General features: G+C 48.6%; 21 protein-coding genes and 1 tRNA gene. 10 read left to right on the forward strand and 12 right to left on the reverse strand.

Going from position 1 to position 18,845, the window contains the following annotated elements; translation table 11 throughout:
- Positions 1-2: 2 nt before the first annotated feature.
- Positions 3-719 (reverse strand): metallophosphoesterase family protein, encoded by a 717-nt coding sequence (locus MA03_RS06460; RefSeq protein ID WP_052884479.1) that lies wholly within the window; start codon positions 717-719, stop codon positions 3-5.
- A gap of 222 nt (positions 720-941) precedes the next feature.
- Between MA03_RS06460 and MA03_RS06465 the strand changes: the two genes are divergently transcribed.
- Positions 942-1,154, forward strand: a complete 213-nt coding sequence (locus MA03_RS06465) for a hypothetical protein (protein ID WP_052884480.1) — start codon at positions 942-944, stop codon at positions 1,152-1,154.
- Between the two features lie 15 nt (positions 1,155-1,169).
- Here MA03_RS06465 and MA03_RS06470 read toward each other — a convergent pair whose 3' ends face one another.
- The 7 genes from MA03_RS06470 to endA form a co-directional block, all read right to left on the reverse strand.
- The gene (locus MA03_RS06470; protein WP_052884481.1) at positions 1,170-1,892 is read right to left on the reverse strand and encodes an energy-coupling factor transporter transmembrane component T family protein; all 723 of its coding nucleotides are present in this window, start codon (positions 1,890-1,892) and stop codon (positions 1,170-1,172) included.
- Positions 1,879-2,712, reverse strand: a complete 834-nt coding sequence (locus tag MA03_RS06475; protein ID WP_052884482.1) for an energy-coupling factor ABC transporter ATP-binding protein — start codon at positions 2,710-2,712, stop codon at positions 1,879-1,881. Before MA03_RS06475 ends, MA03_RS06470 begins: the two co-directional genes overlap by 14 nt.
- A complete protein-coding gene (locus tag MA03_RS06480) occupies positions 2,696-3,553 on the reverse strand; it encodes an energy-coupling factor ABC transporter ATP-binding protein (RefSeq protein WP_191118492.1) in 858 nt (285 codons plus the stop codon). The genes MA03_RS06475 and MA03_RS06480 overlap by 17 nt, the downstream gene beginning before the upstream one ends.
- 13 nt (positions 3,554-3,566) lie before the next feature.
- Positions 3,567-4,766, reverse strand: a complete 1,200-nt coding sequence (locus MA03_RS06485; RefSeq protein WP_191118493.1) for a redox-regulated ATPase YchF — start codon at positions 4,764-4,766, stop codon at positions 3,567-3,569.
- Between the two features lie 185 nt (positions 4,767-4,951).
- The gene (locus MA03_RS06490; RefSeq protein WP_052884485.1) at positions 4,952-5,164 is read right to left on the reverse strand and encodes a hypothetical protein; all 213 of its coding nucleotides are present in this window, start codon (positions 5,162-5,164) and stop codon (positions 4,952-4,954) included.
- Positions 5,145-5,519 carry a hypothetical protein gene (locus MA03_RS06495; RefSeq protein ID WP_052884486.1) on the reverse strand — a complete coding sequence of 125 codons (375 nt, stop codon included), beginning with the start codon at positions 5,517-5,519 and terminating at the stop codon, positions 5,145-5,147. The genes MA03_RS06490 and MA03_RS06495 overlap by 20 nt, the downstream gene beginning before the upstream one ends.
- Positions 5,507-6,088, reverse strand: coding sequence for a tRNA-intron lyase (gene endA, locus MA03_RS06500; protein ID WP_236944856.1), 582 nt, complete (start codon positions 6,086-6,088; stop codon positions 5,507-5,509). Before endA ends, MA03_RS06495 begins: the two co-directional genes overlap by 13 nt.
- A gap of 38 nt (positions 6,089-6,126) precedes the next feature.
- On the opposite strand from endA, the gene MA03_RS06505 reads away from it, so the two are divergent.
- From MA03_RS06505 to ahcY, 5 genes are all read left to right on the forward strand, one after another.
- Positions 6,127-6,807, forward strand: coding sequence for a phosphoribosyltransferase (locus MA03_RS06505; protein ID WP_052884488.1), 681 nt, complete (start codon positions 6,127-6,129; stop codon positions 6,805-6,807).
- Positions 6,808-6,810: 3 nt separating this feature from the next.
- Positions 6,811-7,776, forward strand: coding sequence for an MBL fold metallo-hydrolase (locus MA03_RS06510; RefSeq protein ID WP_052884489.1), 966 nt, complete (start codon positions 6,811-6,813; stop codon positions 7,774-7,776).
- Between the two features lie 48 nt (positions 7,777-7,824).
- Entirely contained in the window at positions 7,825-8,625 is an 801-nt protein-coding gene (locus MA03_RS06515) for an S-methyl-5'-thioadenosine phosphorylase (protein ID WP_052884490.1), read from the forward strand.
- 288 nt (positions 8,626-8,913) lie between these two features.
- A complete protein-coding gene (locus MA03_RS06520; RefSeq protein ID WP_052884491.1) occupies positions 8,914-9,132 on the forward strand; it encodes a hypothetical protein in 219 nt (72 codons plus the stop codon).
- 88 nt (positions 9,133-9,220) lie between these two features.
- Entirely contained in the window at positions 9,221-10,525 is a 1,305-nt protein-coding gene (gene ahcY, locus MA03_RS06525) for an adenosylhomocysteinase (RefSeq protein WP_052884492.1), read from the forward strand.
- Here the strand turns inward: ahcY and MA03_RS06530 are convergent.
- Complete coding sequence (locus MA03_RS06530; RefSeq protein WP_052884493.1) at positions 10,522-11,805, reverse strand: tRNA (N(6)-L-threonylcarbamoyladenosine(37)-C(2))-methylthiotransferase; 1,284 nt, start codon at positions 11,803-11,805, stop codon at positions 10,522-10,524. The genes ahcY and MA03_RS06530 overlap by 4 nt on opposite strands.
- Positions 11,806-11,901: 96 nt before the next feature.
- Between MA03_RS06530 and MA03_RS06535 the strand changes: the two genes are divergently transcribed.
- The 3 genes from MA03_RS06535 (at position 11,902) to MA03_RS06540 (ending at position 16,322) form a co-directional block, all read left to right on the forward strand.
- Positions 11,902-13,509, forward strand: a complete 1,608-nt coding sequence (locus MA03_RS06535) for a hypothetical protein (RefSeq protein ID WP_052884494.1) — start codon at positions 11,902-11,904, stop codon at positions 13,507-13,509.
- 290 nt (positions 13,510-13,799) lie between these two features.
- On the forward strand, positions 13,800-13,976 hold the full coding sequence (locus tag MA03_RS08760; RefSeq protein ID WP_191118494.1) for a hypothetical protein: 177 nt from the start codon (positions 13,800-13,802) through the stop codon (positions 13,974-13,976).
- Between the two features lie 141 nt (positions 13,977-14,117).
- Positions 14,118-16,322 carry an elongation factor EF-2 gene (locus MA03_RS06540; protein WP_052884495.1) on the forward strand — a complete coding sequence of 735 codons (2,205 nt, stop codon included), beginning with the start codon at positions 14,118-14,120 and terminating at the stop codon, positions 16,320-16,322.
- A 29-nt stretch (positions 16,323-16,351) separates the two neighbouring features.
- On the opposite strand, the gene MA03_RS06545 is transcribed toward MA03_RS06540, so the two are convergent.
- Complete coding sequence (locus MA03_RS06545) at positions 16,352-17,722, reverse strand: tRNA(Ile)(2)-agmatinylcytidine synthase (RefSeq protein ID WP_052884496.1); 1,371 nt, start codon at positions 17,720-17,722, stop codon at positions 16,352-16,354.
- A 5-nt stretch (positions 17,723-17,727) separates the two neighbouring features.
- Complete coding sequence (locus MA03_RS06550) at positions 17,728-18,309, reverse strand: 50S ribosomal protein L6 (protein ID WP_052884497.1); 582 nt, start codon at positions 18,307-18,309, stop codon at positions 17,728-17,730.
- Positions 18,310-18,405: 96 nt separating this feature from the next.
- On the opposite strand from MA03_RS06550, the gene MA03_RS06555 reads away from it, so the two are divergent.
- Positions 18,406-18,508: transfer RNA gene (locus MA03_RS06555), tRNA-Leu, on the forward strand.
- Positions 18,509-18,538: 30 nt separating this feature from the next.
- Here the strand turns inward: MA03_RS06555 and MA03_RS08765 are convergent.
- A complete protein-coding gene (locus MA03_RS08765; protein WP_191118495.1) occupies positions 18,539-18,733 on the reverse strand; it encodes a hypothetical protein in 195 nt (64 codons plus the stop codon).
- Positions 18,734-18,845: the final 112 nt, after the last annotated feature.

Genomic DNA, 18,845 nt, shown 5'->3' on the forward strand with positions numbered 1-18,845 from the left:
TCTCAATAGGAGAGCCACTGGGTTAGCCCCGTGGGTTTGAGATCTATTATCGACACATTTCTGGTTGCAGGCAACGCTACATTATAGACTGGCACAGAACCTATCACGTCCCTGTGCACCACACTGTAGTGTAGGTGCCCGTGCACCACCACGTCTACGGGTCTATGAATCAAGACTTCCGTAAGCCGACGGCTAGACATTTCATCCCAGGCCTCGGGCGGCTCCCCGGTCAACGTCTTGGATCTAGGTGGATAATGTGTTAAAAGTAAAGTTAATTTGCCTTGAGGAAGACTTTCAAGCAGCCTTGAGAGCCAGATAATTCTCTCATTATAAATTTTCACTATCTCCGGGACGTTTTTCAGCTGCCATCTCGTAGGCCTATCCAGAACACCAGTCGTACCCAAGACTATTGTCTCTAATATAAGAGAGAGCCTAACATAGTCATCGTCAAGCCATCTTATCTCTGTGCATTCATCCCTCATCTTATCGCGTACTTCTGGGTAATCCTCGTTCCCGAAAACAGCAACTATCTCCACATTGGGCAAGTAATTTCGCAGAGTTTTTTCAACAGGAACACACATCCTATAATCCCCCCTCTTAACGACATCACCCGCAATGAGCACGAGCTGAACTGAATCGAGCTTTGTTCTCTTCAACGATGACGTTAAGATAGGAAGGTATTCGGGCGAGTGAACATCACCGAATGCGAGCAGCTTCATGGTCTCAGCCTATCTTTTTATTGTAACGGTTGTTATAACGTTAGTTTTAGGGATGGGGTGACAGCTTTCCCCAAGACTGGAGAGTAAAAGATTTCTAGCCCTCAAGAATGCCTTCAATCCTGCTTTGGAGTTCTTCTAGCCCCCTGAACATTGTATTGATGCTGTCTAACGCTACCCTGTAGTCTGGCAGGGTGACAGCTTATACTCTAAGCGGGGTTATGCGTGTTCGAGAACTTCGGCCTAGAGAGCAACGCGGACATCAACGCATGCTTAAACATCGCCAGGAAGGCCGGCTACACCCCGCCAACACCGACCAGAATCGAGACCTACACCCCAACACACCAAGGCGTCACACCACTCACCGAGAAGAAAAAGACAACCACCGGGAGCAAAACAATAACCCCTAGAAGGGGTAACCCGGGAGCCGCCCCCTAGTGGCGCAGGGCGGCTTTATTTCATAGAGAGAAATATTGCAGTAAAGCCTAAAATCAAAGCTAACGCAATAGCATCTCTCTTCGCAAATTTCAATGTTACCATTCGAGAAGGTTTCACTCTCGCACCAAACCCTCGCGCCTCTAAAGCTTCAGCTATCATTAGGCTTCGACGAACCTCGAACACCACCAAGGGTACCATAAGGTAAACATAATTTTTCACCCTGTCTCTCAGTTTACCTTTCTCGACCTCCAGCCCCCGACTCCTGAGAGCGTCCAAAACAAGTTGGACATCTTGTGCTAGAGTCGGAACAAACCTGAAGGACATCGTTACAAGGAGAGAATAATCACGTGGAACATGCATCTGTTCTAGGGCGAGAGCTAGATCATCGGGAGGAGTTGTTAGGAAAAAGAGGGAAAATGAGGATGTAAGCACTAGGAAACGAAGAGTCATAGCTAAGGGTGTGGCAAAGCCTTGAGATAGTTCTGTTATCCAGTTTAGCAGAAAGATAAGAACGGCAATAGGAACGACGCCTTTAAGCCCCTTTATAAGCAGGGAGAATCTTTTTGCAATAATTGAAATTATGAAGACCAGTACTAAGAGTAGTAGTTGACGCTTCACCTCAAGCGTTAAGAGCGAAAGCGCTGCTAACAGGAGAGTCACGAAGAACCTTGTCCTGGGATCTAATTTATCAACAACACTGTTCTTTCGGGTAAACTTAAACGCCTTAAGAGCCTCCACGCAAACCACCTAGAAGCTCTTGCACACATGCATCGATGTTAAAACAGTCTTTGATTAGCACTCCTCTACTCGTCAAAAACCTTGAAAATCTCACAGCCTGTGGAGGGAGCAGGCGGGCCTCTCTCAGCAGCGCTGGATTCCTAAATAATTCTAAAGGGGGGCCCGATGCTATAATACGACCCGAAGACATCAGAACGATGCGGTTAACATGCTCGACAACAAACTCGACATCATGGGTAACGATGACTATGGTTTTTCCTAAGGTTCTCAGGAGGTTTAGAGTCTCGGATATCTTCTCTTTTTGCACATAGTCCTGTCCAGCAGTCGGCTCGTCTAGAACCAATACTTCGGGATCATAAGCCAGAACCGCTGCAATCGCTAGACGTTTTCGCTCGCCAACGCTCAGCGTATAGGGTGACCTGTCCTTGTACTTATAAAGCTCCATCAGTTTCAAAGCCCATTCGACACGCCGCTCAATTATATCCTCTGGATATCCAAAGTTTCTAAGCGCAAACGCAACCTCATCGTAAACAGTCTCGTTGAAAAGCTGGTGATCCGGGTTTTGGAACACTAAGCCTACTATCTTTGAAGCCTCGGCTACCGAGAGGTGACGCGTATCCTTGCCTTTAAGGAGTACCCTTCCTCTTATAGGCTTCAAGACACCGTTAAAGTGTTTTATCAGCGTGGTTTTACCTGCACCGTTTTCTCCCATGATGGCTATGAATTCCCCGGCACGTATCGAGAGATTAATACCTTTTAAAACCTGTACCCCCTCAGTATACTCAAAATATAGATCTTCTACTCTAATTACCTCCGACACGCGTCACACCCCTCTCTAGAATATCTAACAGACTAGCGGCAACATCCTCAGGGGACAGGGACTTGGCCTTAAGTTGTATTCCTTCCTTTTCCAATCTCTCGATAAGCCTTATGATGAAAGGTTTACCCGTGAGGTAACCATACCTTTCTAGAGCTCCTAGAGGATCCCCATCGTAGACGATTTCACCCTCAGCCATTACCACAACTCTCTCTGCAAAAGGAAGAACTATCTCAAGCCGATGCTCGATGACAAGTGTTGCTAGCTTCGACTCTAGGGTTTTTTTCTTGACTAGGCCCAGAACCTTCAACGCACTCAGCGGGTCGAGGTTCGCCGTAGGCTCATCGAGAATTAATACGCGAGGCTCAAGGGCCATCACCGAAGCCAGTGCAACCTTTTGTTGCTGTCCACCGCTCAGCTCAAAGGGAGACTTTTCCCTGAGTTCCAAGAGATCATATTCCTCCAACACTTTTACGACTTTTCTGCGAATCTCGTCAGGAGGATATCCGAGGTTCTCCAGGCCAAATGCCACCTCGCGTTCGACGTTTGTGAAGAACAGCTGGTTCTCGGGGTTCTGAAAGACAAAACCAACATGCCTGGACATTTCATAGGTTGGAACTTTCCTGGGATCATTCCCGACTATATTGATCTTGCCATCTAAAAGACCACCGTAAAAGTTAGGTATTAACCCGTTGAGGACTCTCGCCAGCGTGCTCTTCCCGCAACCGCTGGGCCCTAGAATAAGTATGAACTCGCCCTCTCCCGCCTTGAAGTTTATGTTTTTTAATACCCAGTCACTACTATCAGGATACCTGTAGTAGACACCTTCTAGCTCGACAAGCACAGGAATCCCCAGACTAGGCACGAGCTATTATCTTGATAACCATTCGATGAGAGAGTTTCTCATCAGCGCCGATACGCCTACCGGTCCTCGCATCTACCGCCGATACAAACCTCTCGCCAAGATCTGTGTGAATCAGGAAGGCAAAGCCTCTAGCAGTCGTGTCCCTGGGAACAAGGAATACGTCAGGAAGTACATTGCCTAGACTGTCCGTGAACTTTTTCTCGTTTTCAACGGGGAAAACGGCTATCATCCCTAGAACATCGAAAACAGCCGTGTCTATAGCGGCTTGAACTCCGGTACTACCCCAGCGCTTGAGAACCTTTTCGCGAATATACTCTAAGGCCTTCTCCTGCTCAGGCTTTAGAGGCCCTTTTACATGGAAATCACTCTCACCGGGAATATACTCGATGAGTCCTGCCTTTGCCGCCTTCTTGAGAGCCAGTTCCGCTTCAGCACTGGCCGGTACTATCCTGTATTTATTCCCAAGCTCTTCTTTCATCCTTTTAATATTGTCTTCAGCCGTATCAAGGTCTGCCTTGTTTGCCACGATGACCATAGGTTTAGCTTTTTCTCGAACTAGAGCAACTAAAGCCTGAAGATCCTCCTGGGTCCATGCCGTGGCCTTTTTAGAGTGGAGACCGAGCTCTTCTAAGACCCCGTATACTAGCTCTGGTTTGATTCCCAGTCCGCTAAAGCGGGTGTACAACTCGTCGTACTTCTTCTGTAACTCTATAAGCTTGGAAATCCTCTCCCAGTCCTTACTGATTATCTGGAACATCCACATTGATATCTCTTTCTCGAGAAAAGCAACATCCTCGACTGGATCGCGAGTCCCCGGCTTAACCGGCCTCCCCTCTTCATCCGTAGTCCCTGCCGAATCCACAATATGCAACAAGACGGGGGCCCGCCTAAGATGGTCAAGAAACATGTTTCCCAGACCTCGACCCTGCCATGCTCCTGGGACAAGGCCAGCTACGTCTATCAGCTCAATGGGGGCAAAGCGCCAGCCGTTAATGCATATAGAATTCCTAGGATTATCCTTTACTCCAAGCTCCGTACATACACATTTCAGCTTCGCGTATCCCACCCCTATGTTCGGGTTTATAGTTGTGAAAGGATAAGGAGCTCTCTTAACGTCTAAAAGCGTCGCTGCCGCGAAAAAAGTAGATTTCCCGGTGTTGGGTTTCCCTACTACGCCAACCTGAATAGGCACGTTTTGACTCACAACAGGCTAAGAAATATCCTTTTTCATACATCATAGGGAAAAGCTAATATCCAAGCAAGCTGGAAAACAAGCGATGATGAAGCAGCTCGAGCCTGAAAAGTGATAGAGCCATCGATTTCTGATTTGTGGCTTCCTATAATAATTCTACATTTAGCTCCAATATCTTTTCCTTCTCATTCCTCGAGGAGGCCTTCAATCCTGCTTCGGAGTTCTTCCAGCTCACTGAGCATCGCGTCCATGCTGTCGAGTGTCTTCCTGTATTCTGGGAGGATGTCCGCGTATGCTCTAAGGGAGGCTATGCGTGTGCGTCGAATGCTTACCTCCTCGACCGCCTCCATCAGGGCGTGGTACGCCCTCCCCGCATGGTCAACCTGAAAAGCCTGCATAGCCCTGGACTCCCCCCGGGTGTAGGTTGAGGCCCCCGGCAAGGGACAACGCCCGGCTGTAAGCCTCCAAGGCCTCCCTGTACTCCCTCTCGACCACCCTCGACGCGTAGGCAGCCAGCCTCCCGGCGGCCTCGACGCTAGGAGGGTTGGAGACAGCCGTCCACAGGAGACTCTCAGCCTCCAGCCTAGCACCCTCCTCGCCCTCCACCGCAGAGACGAGAAGCACGAGCTCGGCGAAATCCACCTCGAAATCCTCCCGTACCTCCAAAACCCTCCTCCTCGCCTGCTCCACCGCGGCGTCGAGGCCCCTTCTAGGGCCCATGACGTGTGAGCGTGGGCGGCCTACATGAGCCACCGGAAAATGAAATACCTTATGTTACCGTCTACAGGATCCCGATAGGCTAGGAGGAACTTCTTCCTGACTGAATGCGAGAGCCTACCTGCTCTGATTATCTCGAGCGGGTCAAGCTTACTATCATAAGCTAGGACGTGAACCAGGAAGGGGGCATGGTCGAAGCCTGGTCCCACCTTGTACACAGCAAAAGTAGAACCGAACTTTAGCCCGGACTTCACGACGTACCCCTTGCCTCGAAGATCCTTGTAGACAGCATAGGCATCATCAAAGTTTTCATAGGACTTCCTTGCGAGGTCCTTGAACCTCTCAATAGATATGACTTCGTGTTTCTCGTCGTATAACTCTAGGACCCCATTCTCGAGCAGGTACAGCGCGTCAAACGGGGAGAGCTCTAGCTCTTTTTTAACATCCGGCGTTTTGGGCTTTGGGACAGTAAAAAAACGGCCGTAGAACCCCTCCCGGAAATAAAGAGTGTTTGCCCTTTCACGGTCAAGTACGATGATCCGACCACCAACCAGGAAAGCTTTTATCCTTTCACCCATCCTTTCCTCCCGCAACCAATTCGCCACAAAGAATATTTATCAAGGCATATAAATTAAAACTAATTGTGCCCAAGGTTAACACAAAGCTTGTATCCTGGGATGAGATAGTCAACTGGACCTACAGTTTGTCGAAGAAGATTGAGGAAAGCGGCTGGCGCCCGGATATAGTTGTTTCGATTGCTCGCGGGGGGTACATCCCAGCCAGACTGGTATGCGATTTCCTCGACATAAATGATCTTGTAAGCATACAGGTCCTCCACTGGGGTAAGGCCGCGGAAATCACTGCCACCGCGCACGTGAGGTATGGCTTTCAGGCCGACCTCAAAGGTAAAAAGGTTCTCATAGTCGACGATATCTGCGACACGGGAGACTCGATTATCGTGGCAAAAGAGTATATTGAGAAGAATTATTCGCCTGGAGAGATAAAAGTTGCTGTGATGCAGTGGATAAGCAGCGTTGCAAAGATAAAGCCAGACTTCTACGTTGACGAGGTCAAGGAATGGGTCTGGTACCAGTACCCGTGGACCCGTGCCGAGGACACGACAAACTTCATAGAGAAAATTTTAGTCGAGTACTCCAAGAGCGGGAGGAACGAGTTGACGCTTAAGGAACTCATAGAGACATTCCGGGAGTGGTATGGGATAGACGTGGGGGATCGCTATTATAAACTGGCAATAGACAAGTTGGCACGACAGGGTAAAATCCGTATAGTGGGAGAAGAAAAAATCATCGTACAGCAGCGTTAGATCATGCGACAATTCAGGATACACATTTCCAAGGGTGTTTTTCTGGAAGGAGACGCAACAAACATACTAATCGACCCGCTAGTCCTACCTAGTAAGAGGCCAGACCTCGTACTAGTCTCGCATGCTCACAGCGACCACTACACGCCCGGAGTTCTCAGGCGGATATCCTCCACCGGTGTCAGAATATTCATGAGCACGGCTAGCAGGATGATCATAGACCCTAAAAAACGGTTGAAAAACGTGGTTGAAATTAATCCAGGAGAGAAAATTGAGTCCGAGAAGTTCACGGTTGAGGCCTTTGATGCTGGACACATAATCGGTAGTCTCCAGTTTCGGATAGAGCTAGCTGATGTGACATTCGTGTATACGGGAGACTTCAATTTAGAGAAGAGAATTATCCTCGAACCCGCCAAGCCGTTGAGCTCGGATGTACTCTTGATCGATGCTACATATGGACTCCCCGTCTACGTCTTTCCTAAACGCCAGGAAATATATTCTCAGCTGCTCTCTTTAGTAAGAGAAAAGGGTAGCGATAGAGAAATAGCTTTAAAGGCTAGAAAACTGGGGGTGGCCCAAGAAGTAACAGCCTTGCTCAGCATGGCCACAGATCTTCCTGTTCTCGTGGAGCCTGAAATAGCAGTCTACAATGAAATATATGAGAAGTTTGGGGAAATTCTAGGGAGATATGCTATCAATAATAACCCGTCCCGTGGCGCCCCCTTCGTTGCTCGTCTTTCTCGAAAGTTCCCAAGAGGGATTCAGAGCATCCCCTTAACGGGTTGGGCTATGAAGAACGGAATCCCATTGAGCAGTCATGGAGATTTCAAGCAGATCATCGATTACGTTCGTCGAAGCAGCCCGGACATTGTTATACCTGTATGTGGCTTCAGAGAAGAGTTGTCTTCCTATCTATTAGGAGAACACGGTTTTTCCACAGCGAATGGAGAGGAAATTATACTAAACTTGTAAATCTTCCAACGGTAAAATTTTATTAATTTAGGTGATTCGTTTCTATTAATGAGCAAAGAAATACCTAGGGTCAAGATAGGAATAATCGGGGGCTCCGGGCTCTATTCTCCAGACTTCCTAGAAGACGTCCAGGAAATAAAGGTCTACACCCCTTACGGTCCGCCTTCATCGGATATAATGATCGGACACATAAGAGGGGTAAAAGTAGCATTTCTACCACGGCACGGTAAGAAGCATTCTATACCGCCACACAAAATAAACTATCGTGCAAACATTTGGGCGCTGAGAGAACTAGGTGTTGAGAGGCTAATCTCTGTATCGGCGGTAGGAAGCCTACGAGAGGAATATAAGCCCGGCGACTTCGTCTGCACTGATCAGTTCATCGATATGACTAAAAATCGAGTTTACACATTCTATGATGGGCCGGTAGTCGCCCATGTATCCATGGCTGACCCGTTCTGTCCCGAGCTTCGCAGATTCTGTCTAGACGCTGCGCGAGAATTAAATATCAAGGTACATGAGAAGGGAACCTATGTGTGCATCGAAGGGCCGAGGTTCTCTACTAGGGCTGAGTCGAAGCTATGGAGACAGTTCGGAGCAGACATAGTAGGTATGACGCTAGTGCCTGAGGTGAACCTGGCCAGGGAAGCCCGCATGTGTTTCCTGAACATAGCCATGGTGACGGACTACGATGTCTGGGCGGAGAAACCCGTTACAGCAATGGAAGTCGCAAGGGTAATGTCCGAAAACACGGAAAAAGTTCGCAGACTCCTAGTTGCACTGGTACCGAGAATACCCGAGAAGCGTGGATGCCAGTGCGCACACTACCTTGATGAAGCTCTTCTCTAAGCCTTGTATTCCTCCGTATTCATTCGTTCTTTTCTATTCATAGTCCAATCATGGTTGGCGGGATCCTCCAGAGCGGTGGTGGTCCCGGGATCAAGTCCCGACCCCCACACTAGCCCATCTCTATAATATTGGAGAGATCCCAGTATGTCTTCTCCGCTTCCTATTCCTCGAGGAGGCCGTCGAGCATGCTCCTGTGCTCTTCTAGCTCCTCGAGTATTGCATCGATGCTGTCGAGTGTCTTCCTGTGGTCTGGGAGGATGTCAGCATACACCCTGAAGGCTTCGATGCATGTGCAGGAACTGCGGCCTAGAGATCGACGCTGATATAAACACATGCTTGAACATCGCCCACAAAGCAGGATACAGCCCGCCCACACAGACGAGAATCGAAGCCTACACCCCGATGTGCCAAGGCATCATAGACCTCACCAAGAAGAAAGACAAGATACGACAACCAGGAGCAAAAACAATGACCCCTAGAAGGGTAACCGGGAGCACGCCTCAGTGACGCAGGGCAGGAGGGGTGGCTAATCTTAGGCTAGCGACAATAAACTAGTTAAAGCCGTGCCTGTTTGAATTAACACGAGGAAACAAAAATGCCTGAAAAATATAAGGTTAAAGACATCTCACTCGCTGACCGAGGCAAACTGGCAGTCGAGTGGGCAGAGCAGAACATGCCGGTGCTTCGACTAATCCGCGAAAGATTCCAAAAAGAGAAACCCTTGAAAGGCGTGAGGATAGCTGCATGTATGCATGTAACGAAGGAGACCGCTGTACTAATGCTCACCTTGCGAGACGGCGGAGCCGAGATCGCTCTAGCGGCTTCAAACCCACTATCGACTCAGGACCATGTCGCAGCATACCTGGCTAAGGAGGGAATACATGTCTACGCCTGGAGGGGGATGAGCGAGAAAGACTACTTCGCCGCGATCGCGTCTGCAGCCTCGATGGGACCAGACGTTACGATGGATGATGGAGCAGACTTAACAGTCATGTTGCACAAGGTAGCGTTAGGTGAAGCGCGTGGGATAGACTACGAGATAGGGTCTAAGGTTCTCTCCTCTTCCATCGTGGAGAAGATAAGAGGGGGGACTGAGGAGACAACCACAGGTGTCATCAGACTTAAAGCTCTCCAAAAGGAGGGAAAGCTCCTTTACCCTGTTTTTGCAGTAAACGACTCCTTGACCAAGTTCATGTTTGATAATAGGTTTGGCACAGGGCAGTCGTCTATTGACGGAATATTGAGAGCTACTAACATTCTTCTCGCGGGTAAAAACGTCGTAGTTGCTGGTTACGGGTGGGTTGGAAGGGGAATAGCCTGGAGGGCAAGAGGGATGGGTGCACGCGTGACTGTTGTAGAGGTCGATCCTGTCCGGGCCCTCGAAGCATACTATGAGGGCTTCTACGTCACTGACATGTCCTCTGCTGCCGAGACCGGCGACGTGTTCATAACAGCGACTGGTAATACCGATGTTATCCGTGCGGAACATTTGCTAAAGATGAGGGATGGGGCTATACTTGCAAATGCTGGGCATTTTAACGTCGAAATATCTGTTCGCGATCTCGAAAGGATAGCCGTAGGCTCAAGAGATATAAACGAGAATGTCCGGGAATACAGGCTCCCTAACGGGAGGAAAGTTTATCTTATAGGTGAGGGAAGGCTTGTAAACCTTGCCGCAGCTGAGGGGCACCCAAGTGAAGTGATGGACTTGTCGTTCGCGAACCAGGCGCTCGCTGTTGAGACAATAGTGAAAAAGTGGGAAAAGCTGGACAAAAAGGTGTATAAGCTCCCGCGCAGCATAGACAACCGCGTAGCTCTGCTAAAGCTCAAGGCGTTAGGTGTCCGCCTAGAGAGGCTTACAGAGGAGCAGAAGAAGTACCTAGAGAGCTGGAGTGGCTAGTCTACAACCTCGCCTACGAGATGTAAGGGTGAAGCATCTACTATTCTCGCTTTTACAAAGGCACCTAGTTCGAGGTCATAGTCTTTGAATACCACCGGTTTGTATTCTGGTGTTCGCCCGGTAAAATCGCCTCTCATTGAAACTGAGTTTATTAGAACCTCTTTTGTCATTCCAAGGTATTTCCTGTTAATCTCATAGGCTATTCTGAACGAGAGTTCTGTAGCGATTTTGCTTCTAAGCTTCTTGAGGGGCTCTGGGGGTCCTTTCATAAGATAGCCTTTCGTGAAGGGCCTCAAAGTGTATCTCGCTATGTGAACCTTATCGAACATCAGCTCGCCTAGCAGCCTGAGAGTGTTGTTGAAAGCATTTTCGTCCTCGCCGGGGAAGCCTACTATTATGTCGGTAGCTATGCTTGAGGATAAGCCCTGGGACCGGATCCGACCTACTAGATCCCTGTACTCGGAAACCGTGTACTTTCGGTTCATCAGCTTTAAGACGTTGTCGTCTCCTGATTGTACAGGTATGTGGAAGTATTTATAGAGCCTCTCATCTCTCGCAAGGGTTAGAAGTCCATCTATCTGCGACCTGAGGAGCATGGGTTCCATCATTCCTATTCTTATTCTGTATTCTCCTTTCACTGTTTGGAGAATCTCCTCGATCAGGGCCGTGAGGTTTGTTCCAAGGTCGTAGCCGTAAGTGGCGAGATCTTGACCGACGAGGTATACCTCCTTTGCCCCTTTTTTCACTGCATTTTCTACGGCCTTGACAATGCTGTCCAAGGGGTAACTCTTTACTCCTAAGCCACGGGTAACCCACTCGATGCAAAAGGAGCACGCTCCGAGACAACCCGACTGGACTGGGAGGATATATGTCACGCCTCCTTCAAACTCCGGCAGAACGTTTCTCATGCGAGGATAGCTGCGTAGAAGAAGCAACTGTTTTTCGGATTCGACAACCTCTACTATTCTCTCAAGGGAGTCGGGCTCCACTAGGCTGGCTTCGGGAGCAATCTCAAGGATAGACTTGGGTCGAACGTTTGTGAGGCAGCCCGTCACGACTAGTCGGAAGCCGGTCTTTTTCCTCAGGGCTTCGAGCCTCGTTAGTTCCCTAAAGATCTTCGTCTCAGTGTCCCCTCTCACAGCGCATGTGTTGACAATCACGGTGTCAGCTTTTTCTGGTGTGTCTACAACCTCGTGTCCTCTTTCTCTTAAGAGAGTCTTCATTATGTCGCTTTCTCCCTTGTTCAGCCAGCAGCCAAACGTCTCGATGAAAACCTTCACTTAATATTCCCTTGAACCTACAAGAAGTAGAAATTAAAAAACTAGTGGCTCTGGAAAAAGAATTATAACTGCGATGATTAAGCAAGAGGGGATTAAATGGACCGCAAAACTCTGAGCCAGATACTAGCAATCCTATTATGGATGCCCCTATTTCTAGCACCGTTGCTGACGGCTCAGCCCTCAATTCCGGCCAAGGCCACTGTTAGTGCGCGCATCGAGTATGGTTATGGACTAGTATTTTATCATATAGAGCTTCCCGAGCCCACGACCTCACTTTCTTTTAATGTCTCAGGCTATACTGGGAAACTTGTACTAGCTGTAGCTCAGACGGAGAGGCAGAGGAATGTGTTAGCCGTCGTGGATAAGAGTCAGATGAAGTTTGCATTTAGTGATCCCGCCAGGCAGGTCAACATTACTTTTGTCTTTGACATAGTAACGAGTAATCTCACCACGATCGAGATAAGGTTCCCGATCCCTCTAAGCCCGTTCGGCTACGCTACAAACGTTAGTGGCACTGCATCGTTTTCCACGGGGATAAATGTCAACAGCACCTTTGGAAAAGTAATGGGTTCACAGGTAAGCTATAATGCAACCTTACCCCCTGCTTCCTATGACGTAATACGTGGCTCTACATCCTCTGGTCAAGTCCCAGTCGGGAAAATAGCCAGGATAAACCGAACAATAATCTTGGAGGCAGACAAAATAGTTTACGAGGACACAGTTGAGATACTTCAACTGTCAAACTATCCAATAACGTCCCTAGCGATAGCTCTTCCAGTAAGTTATGTCTTTGATGGAGCCGAGGGGCTTCTGGGCCCCTATCCCAGGAACTATTGGCACAGCTACAACGCTTCAAATTCTACTCTGATATTAATCACACTCATGTCATCCGTTCAGCTTGTGGGACAGAGAACCGTCCTGACACTAAGGTATCATACGAACCGTAGCAACATGATCAACGCATACATGGGGCTTGGCTTTGTCGTAACGGACTACAGTGTTAAGCTGTGTATAAGAGGGTCGCTGACAGTCCCGCAGGAATTTACCACAGGTGAGACAGTAACTGGAAGCCTTCAATGCTACGTCTTAAAGCCTGTAGGACCCCTCTTCCAGGCTGACCTCTATCCGAGAGTACCTGTTTCGAACATTGTTTTTAAGCCTTCAACAGGTCTGAGCTTGGCCGAGACGGTAATGATTCTACTTGTTTTAATCCTCTTATTAGCTACAGGTGTATTCGCAGTTGCGAGAATTAGACGTAACAAGGTCGAGAAGGCAAAGGAAAAGGTATTAACCGCTACAACTGTTCCGAGAGAGGTTTCAGAAGCAATATATAAAATACTCCTACGCCGCGAAGAACTTCTGATCACAGCCATCGAGAACCTGAACAGCCTACGTGCCAGAAAAGCCGGAACCACGAAGATCGTATCCGTGATCCGGGAATACGAGAAAAGAGACACCGCACTCGAGACAGAGGTCTCGAAGCTTTTAGGGCAGCTAGGCGATGCTGGGCGTGAAATAACCAATGAGATGGTGAGAATAAAGGAGGGAATACATCAGAGGATGAACGAGATTGAAAAAATAGAGCGAAACTACCGCGTGGGTAGACTTGATAAAAAGGAATACAATGTGAGAATTGAATCATTGGAAACCGAGCTGCGAAATCTTGCGCAAAAGTTCCGTGAACTTGCGGAGAAAAACATTTAAAAATTTATTTAGGCAGATCCTCTACTTCACAGGTAAGCTATAATGCAACCTTACCCCCTGCTTCCTATGACGTAATACGTGGCTCTACATCCTCTGGTCAAGTCCCAGTCGGGAAAATAGCCAGGATAAACCGAACAATAATCTTGCGGGATCACTAATATGTCTTCTCTGTCTCCTATTCCTCGAGGAGTCCTTCGATCCTGCTTTGATGTTCTTCTAGATCCCTGAGCAATGCATCGATGCCGTCGAACGCTACCATGTAGTCTGGGAGGACGACAGCGTAGCGAAGCATGTGCAAGACTGGGGGCCTCGAGGTAAACGCAGACATCAACGAATGCTTAAACATCGCCCACAAAACAGGATGCAGCCCGCCCACACAGACGAGAATCGAAGCCTACACCCCGACATGCCAAGGCATCATAGACCTCACCAAGAAGAAAGACAACACCGCCAGGAGCAAATCATAACCCTCCAGAGGGGTGAAGGGGGCAGGCCCTCAGTGGCGCAGGCGGCTTAACCAAAACAGTATAAGTAGGCGGGCTCTACGAGAACCCCGACAAGATTTATAAAAGGTTAGCCGTTTTTCGTTAGCGAAATGGGTGTGAAGGATGGTCCGCTATAAACAGGTCTCCGATATCGTCAAAATAATGAGGAACGTCGAGCAAGTGAGGAATATAGGTACTCTAGCCCACGTGGATCATGGGAAGACTACGACTTCTGACTCCCTCCTGATGGGGGCAGGCATCCTGAGTCCTAAGGTGGCTGGACAGGCACTAGCGCTAGACTACGTCGAGATCGAGCAGCTGAGACAGATGACGGTGAAAGCGGCCAACGTTTCACTCTACCACGAGTGGCATGGCAAGCCCTATGTGATCAACCTTGTGGACACTCCTGGACACGTTGACTTTACTGGACATGTAACAAGAAGCCTTAGAATGATGGACGGCGGTATTGTCGTAGTAGATGCTGTTGAGGGAGTAATGACTCAGACCGAAACCGTGGTAAGACAGGCGCTACAGGAGTATGTTAGACCTTTACTTTATATAAACAAGGTTGATAGGCTGATTAAGGAGCTCCGGCTTGAGCCAAAAGAAATCCAGCAGCGTTTTATCGAGATAGTTAAGGAGTTCAATGCTCTAATAGACCTTTACGCGGACAAGGAGTTCAAAGACAAGTGGAAGGTTGATTTTTCGAAAGGACAAGTTGCCTTTGGAAGCGCGCTTCACAAGTGGGGGCTCACCGTCCCTCTCGCGATTGAGAAGGGGGTGAAATTCGACTATATTGTGGACGCTTACCTGCATGATAACAAGGAACAGCTCGCCCAGGAGTTCCCCCTGTACGTTGCGCTTCTGGACATGGTTGTAGAACACATACCGAATCCACGCGAGGCCCAGAGATATAGAGTCCCGAAACTGTGGCGCGGAGATCTTAATAGCGAGATAGGTAAAGCCATGCTCGAATGTGACCCCGACGGGCCAACAGTGGTCGCTGTTAGCAAGATAACTATAGACCCGCACGCAGGTCATGTCGCTACGGGACGTGTTTTCAGCGGAACGGTTACAGAGGGTCAAGAAGTCTACCTGCTCAACGCAAAAGACTCAGCTAGAGTACTCCAGGTGGGCCTTTACATGGGACCCTATAGAGAGAAGACAGAACAAATATCTGCCGGAAACATCGTTGCTATGCTTGGTTTGGAGAAGGCTAGAGCAGGTGAAACTGTTGTTGACACCAAATTCAAGGATTCAATGACTCCCTTTGAACACCTGACATACGTTGCGGAGCCCGTTGTGACAATCGCATTGGAGCCTAAGAAAAGTAGCGACTTACCAAAACTCGTGGACATTTTGAGGAAACTGGCCATAGAGGACCCCACGCTAAAAGTATATATTAACCAGGAGACCGGCGAGTACCTCCTGAGCGGTGTGGGCACGTTGCACCTAGAAATCACACTCTGGGAGCTTAAGCAAAGAACGGGTATTGAAATAGTCACGTCTCCGCCTATCGTGAGATACAGGGAAACTATAAGAGAGAAAGGCCAGGTATTTGAAGGAAAATCACCCAATAAGCACAATAAGCTCTACTTCTATGCAGAGCCACTTAACGAGGAAACAATAAAACTTCTCCAGGAAGGCAAGGTTTTTGCGGACCAAGACTGGCGGGAAAGGGCTCAGATACTAAGAGAATACGCTGGATGGGACACAGACGAGGCTCGCAACATATGGGACATCGATGAGAACTTCAACATAATATTAAACAAGACCTCGGGTATACAGTACCTTCGCGAAGTAAAGGACACAATAGTTCAGGGCTTCAGGTGGACAATGGAGGCTGGACCTCTTGCCCAGGAACCAGTCAGAGGCGTTAAAGTTGTTCTGGTAGATGCCGTGCTACACGAGGATCCTGCCCATAGAGGCCCCGCCCAGATAATGCCGGCGACAAAGAACAGTATAATGGCAACCCTTCTCTCGGGTAAGCCAACACTTCTCGAACCAATCCTGAAGGTAGACGTTAAGGTCCCTACAGCTCAGGTAAGCGGCGTACTTAATGTCCTTAACAGGCACAGAGGGAAAATCATGGGTATGGAGGAGAAGGGCATGGTGATGCGTGTCTTGGCAGAGCTGCCCGTTGCCGAAAGCTTTAACATCGCAGACGAGTTAAGAGAGGCTACACAGGGGAGGGCTTTCTTTGCATACGAATTCTACAGATGGGCTCCCGTCCCATCCTCACAGCTAGAAGAGATAGCCCTCGCTATTAGGGAACGTAAGGGTCTACCAAAGAAGCTTCCAAGAATAGAGGACTTCCTTGGCCCATAACCCCCGGAAAACCATCCACATTATAGTCTTCATATTTCTTCTTGTTTCCCTGGATTCAGACTAATCATTCTTGAAGCAAAGACGCCTTTGCTAAGCAGAATTCCTAGAGGCTCCGGTGCTAATCCTACAATCTCTCTTGGCCTAGTCAAGTGACGATACGCTCTCATGCTGGGGACGTATAGTCCCGGCTCTAAGATGCGGGGCCGCTCTTCTATAGATTTCTCGAGTGTTTTTGCCCTGTAACCACATTTTAGACACTTGTAACCTTTTCCTTTACCAGCCGACTTCATCCGTGCTCCACATCTGGGACAAATAGGGTTTCGGATGATAACGTCCATCTGAAGTGATATAATGCGCACGTACTCTCCGTTCAAGGTTAAGCCTTTTCTAGGAATAATTCCACCTCCAACCTCGATCCTATCGCTTGGCCTAAGAAGCCTCGCAACTCTGTTAAGCCTGCCTGTCTCGCGATAAAACATTACTTCAACACAACCCTCACCGTCACAGAGCTCGACAACAACATGACCCGACTCGATTATCTTGGGGTATCCCTTAACGACTCCCTCAACTACCACGGAGTCATATGGCCGTACCTGGCCCACCTCTTTTTTAAGATGCAGATGACTGTTCGTAGCCTGGTTTGTCTTATAGATGATGTAGCCAACCGGCTTGCTCTTTAAAGCCCTTGAGGCATAAACCTCGAGAAACTCTAAGAGAGGTCTAGGGCTTAGTGAACGAACTCCAAGCAGCACGGGATCTGCTCCGCGTGGTACCGCGAGCAGCCGTTTTTCTACGTAGTCATATGTAGCGAATACCAGCGGTCTGTGCTTCCTGTCGAACTCTATGAGTATTTCTTCGTCAACCAACTTACTTGTTTCTCTTTCCATGTGATCCCTGTAAAGGAGCAACTCATACGTGTAATCCTCGAGGGGATAAGCCCCCACAGCTGCTAGAGCCCCTACGACGCCTCTACCCCTACCTATACCTCCTACCACGACCTCACCGTAGGCACCTTTTTTGATCTGTTCCTTGACGTATGATAGCGGGACGACTTCCCTCAAAGTTCTGGAGTAGAGCTTCCTTAACTCCTCGTTGACTTCTCCAACAACAACTACAAAGCCGGGAGAAGTCTTTCCATGTTTCTCTGAATACTTTGATATTAGATTCGAGAGTAGTTTCACCACTTCTTCTATGGTCAAATTGGGTGCTTCTAGGTGAAGTGATATAGCCGCATTGCCGCGCGTTTTGAATGGAACATTAGGGTTTAGCCTGACCAGATATGGCAAATCCAGGAATGTGAGGCCAAGCCTCTTAAACTCGAGAGTAAGTAGAAAACCAAGGAATGTCGTGCAAAACCCTTGTGGAGAATCTGTGTCGTCGACTCCTATGTGAACCTGCATGAGGTTTAAGCCTTCATGTGTTCTACAGCGTATAGGTAGATCCCGTCGAGCACGCCAGGACCTGTTCCTTCGCGTCCATGAGGACTTGGCCTCCTATCGCCCCTCAACTGAGTTGCTTGATGAATCCTAGCGGCTGTCTGGGCGACAGCCTCCTTGTCGATGCCCTCTATTATAATGTCTTCCTTTTCGACCTTCACTTTAACTCCTGGGAGAATCTCAGCATATCTCTTACCTCTTTCCCCGAGAAAGTTCTCGATGATCACTTTATCCTTGTCGACCTTTATGTTCATCGGGAAGTGTGCGTACACTATTTTCATCTTGTAGCGGAATCCCTTAGTCACCCCTACAATCATATTATTGATGTGCGCAGCGATTGTCTTGACAAGAGAGTATTCCCTCTTGTTGGCGAGAAAAGCCTCTATTTTCACTTGATTGTCTTCATATGTGATCTCTATTTTCTTAGCAAAGCTAAAGTCCTTTTCAGTCCTTCCGAGTGGCCCCTCGACTACAACTCTCTTGTTATTGATGGAAACTTTTACGTTCTCTGGTACTGGAACTCTTTCCTCGACTTGAAATACCTTGACCATTGAAACCCTCTCAGCATAAAGAAAAAACAATTTATATATGTTTTCCCGCCTTCACGGAAGAAAAATATTTTACTTTTCACTCAGTTATGATCACTAGCGGGGGTGCCCGAGCTAGGTCAAAGGGGGCGGTCCCTATGAGGGGCCCACACTCAGGCTCCGCTGGCGTCGGCCTGCCCGGGTTCGAATCCCGGCCCCCGCACTAGCCCATCTCTATAATCTTGGAGAGATCCTAGTATGTCTTCTCCGCTTCCCATTCCTCGAGGAAGCCTTCAATCCTGCTCCTATACTCTTCTAGCTCCCTCAGCATTGCATCCATGCTGTCGAACGCCACCCTGTAGTCTGGGAGGATGCCGGTGTACGCCCTGAAAGCTCCGATGCATGTGCAGGAACTGCAGCCTAGAGATCGACGCTGACATAAACACATGCTTGAACACCACCAGAAAGGCGGGATACAACCCGCCAATACCAAGCAAGATCGAAGCCTACGCCCCCATACAGCAAAGCCACAGCAAAAGACTAGAAGCAAAAGCTACAAC

The organism is Thermofilum uzonense (assembly GCF_000993805.1).
GTDB lineage: Archaea > Thermoproteota > Thermoprotei > Thermofilales > Thermofilaceae > Thermofilum > Thermofilum uzonense.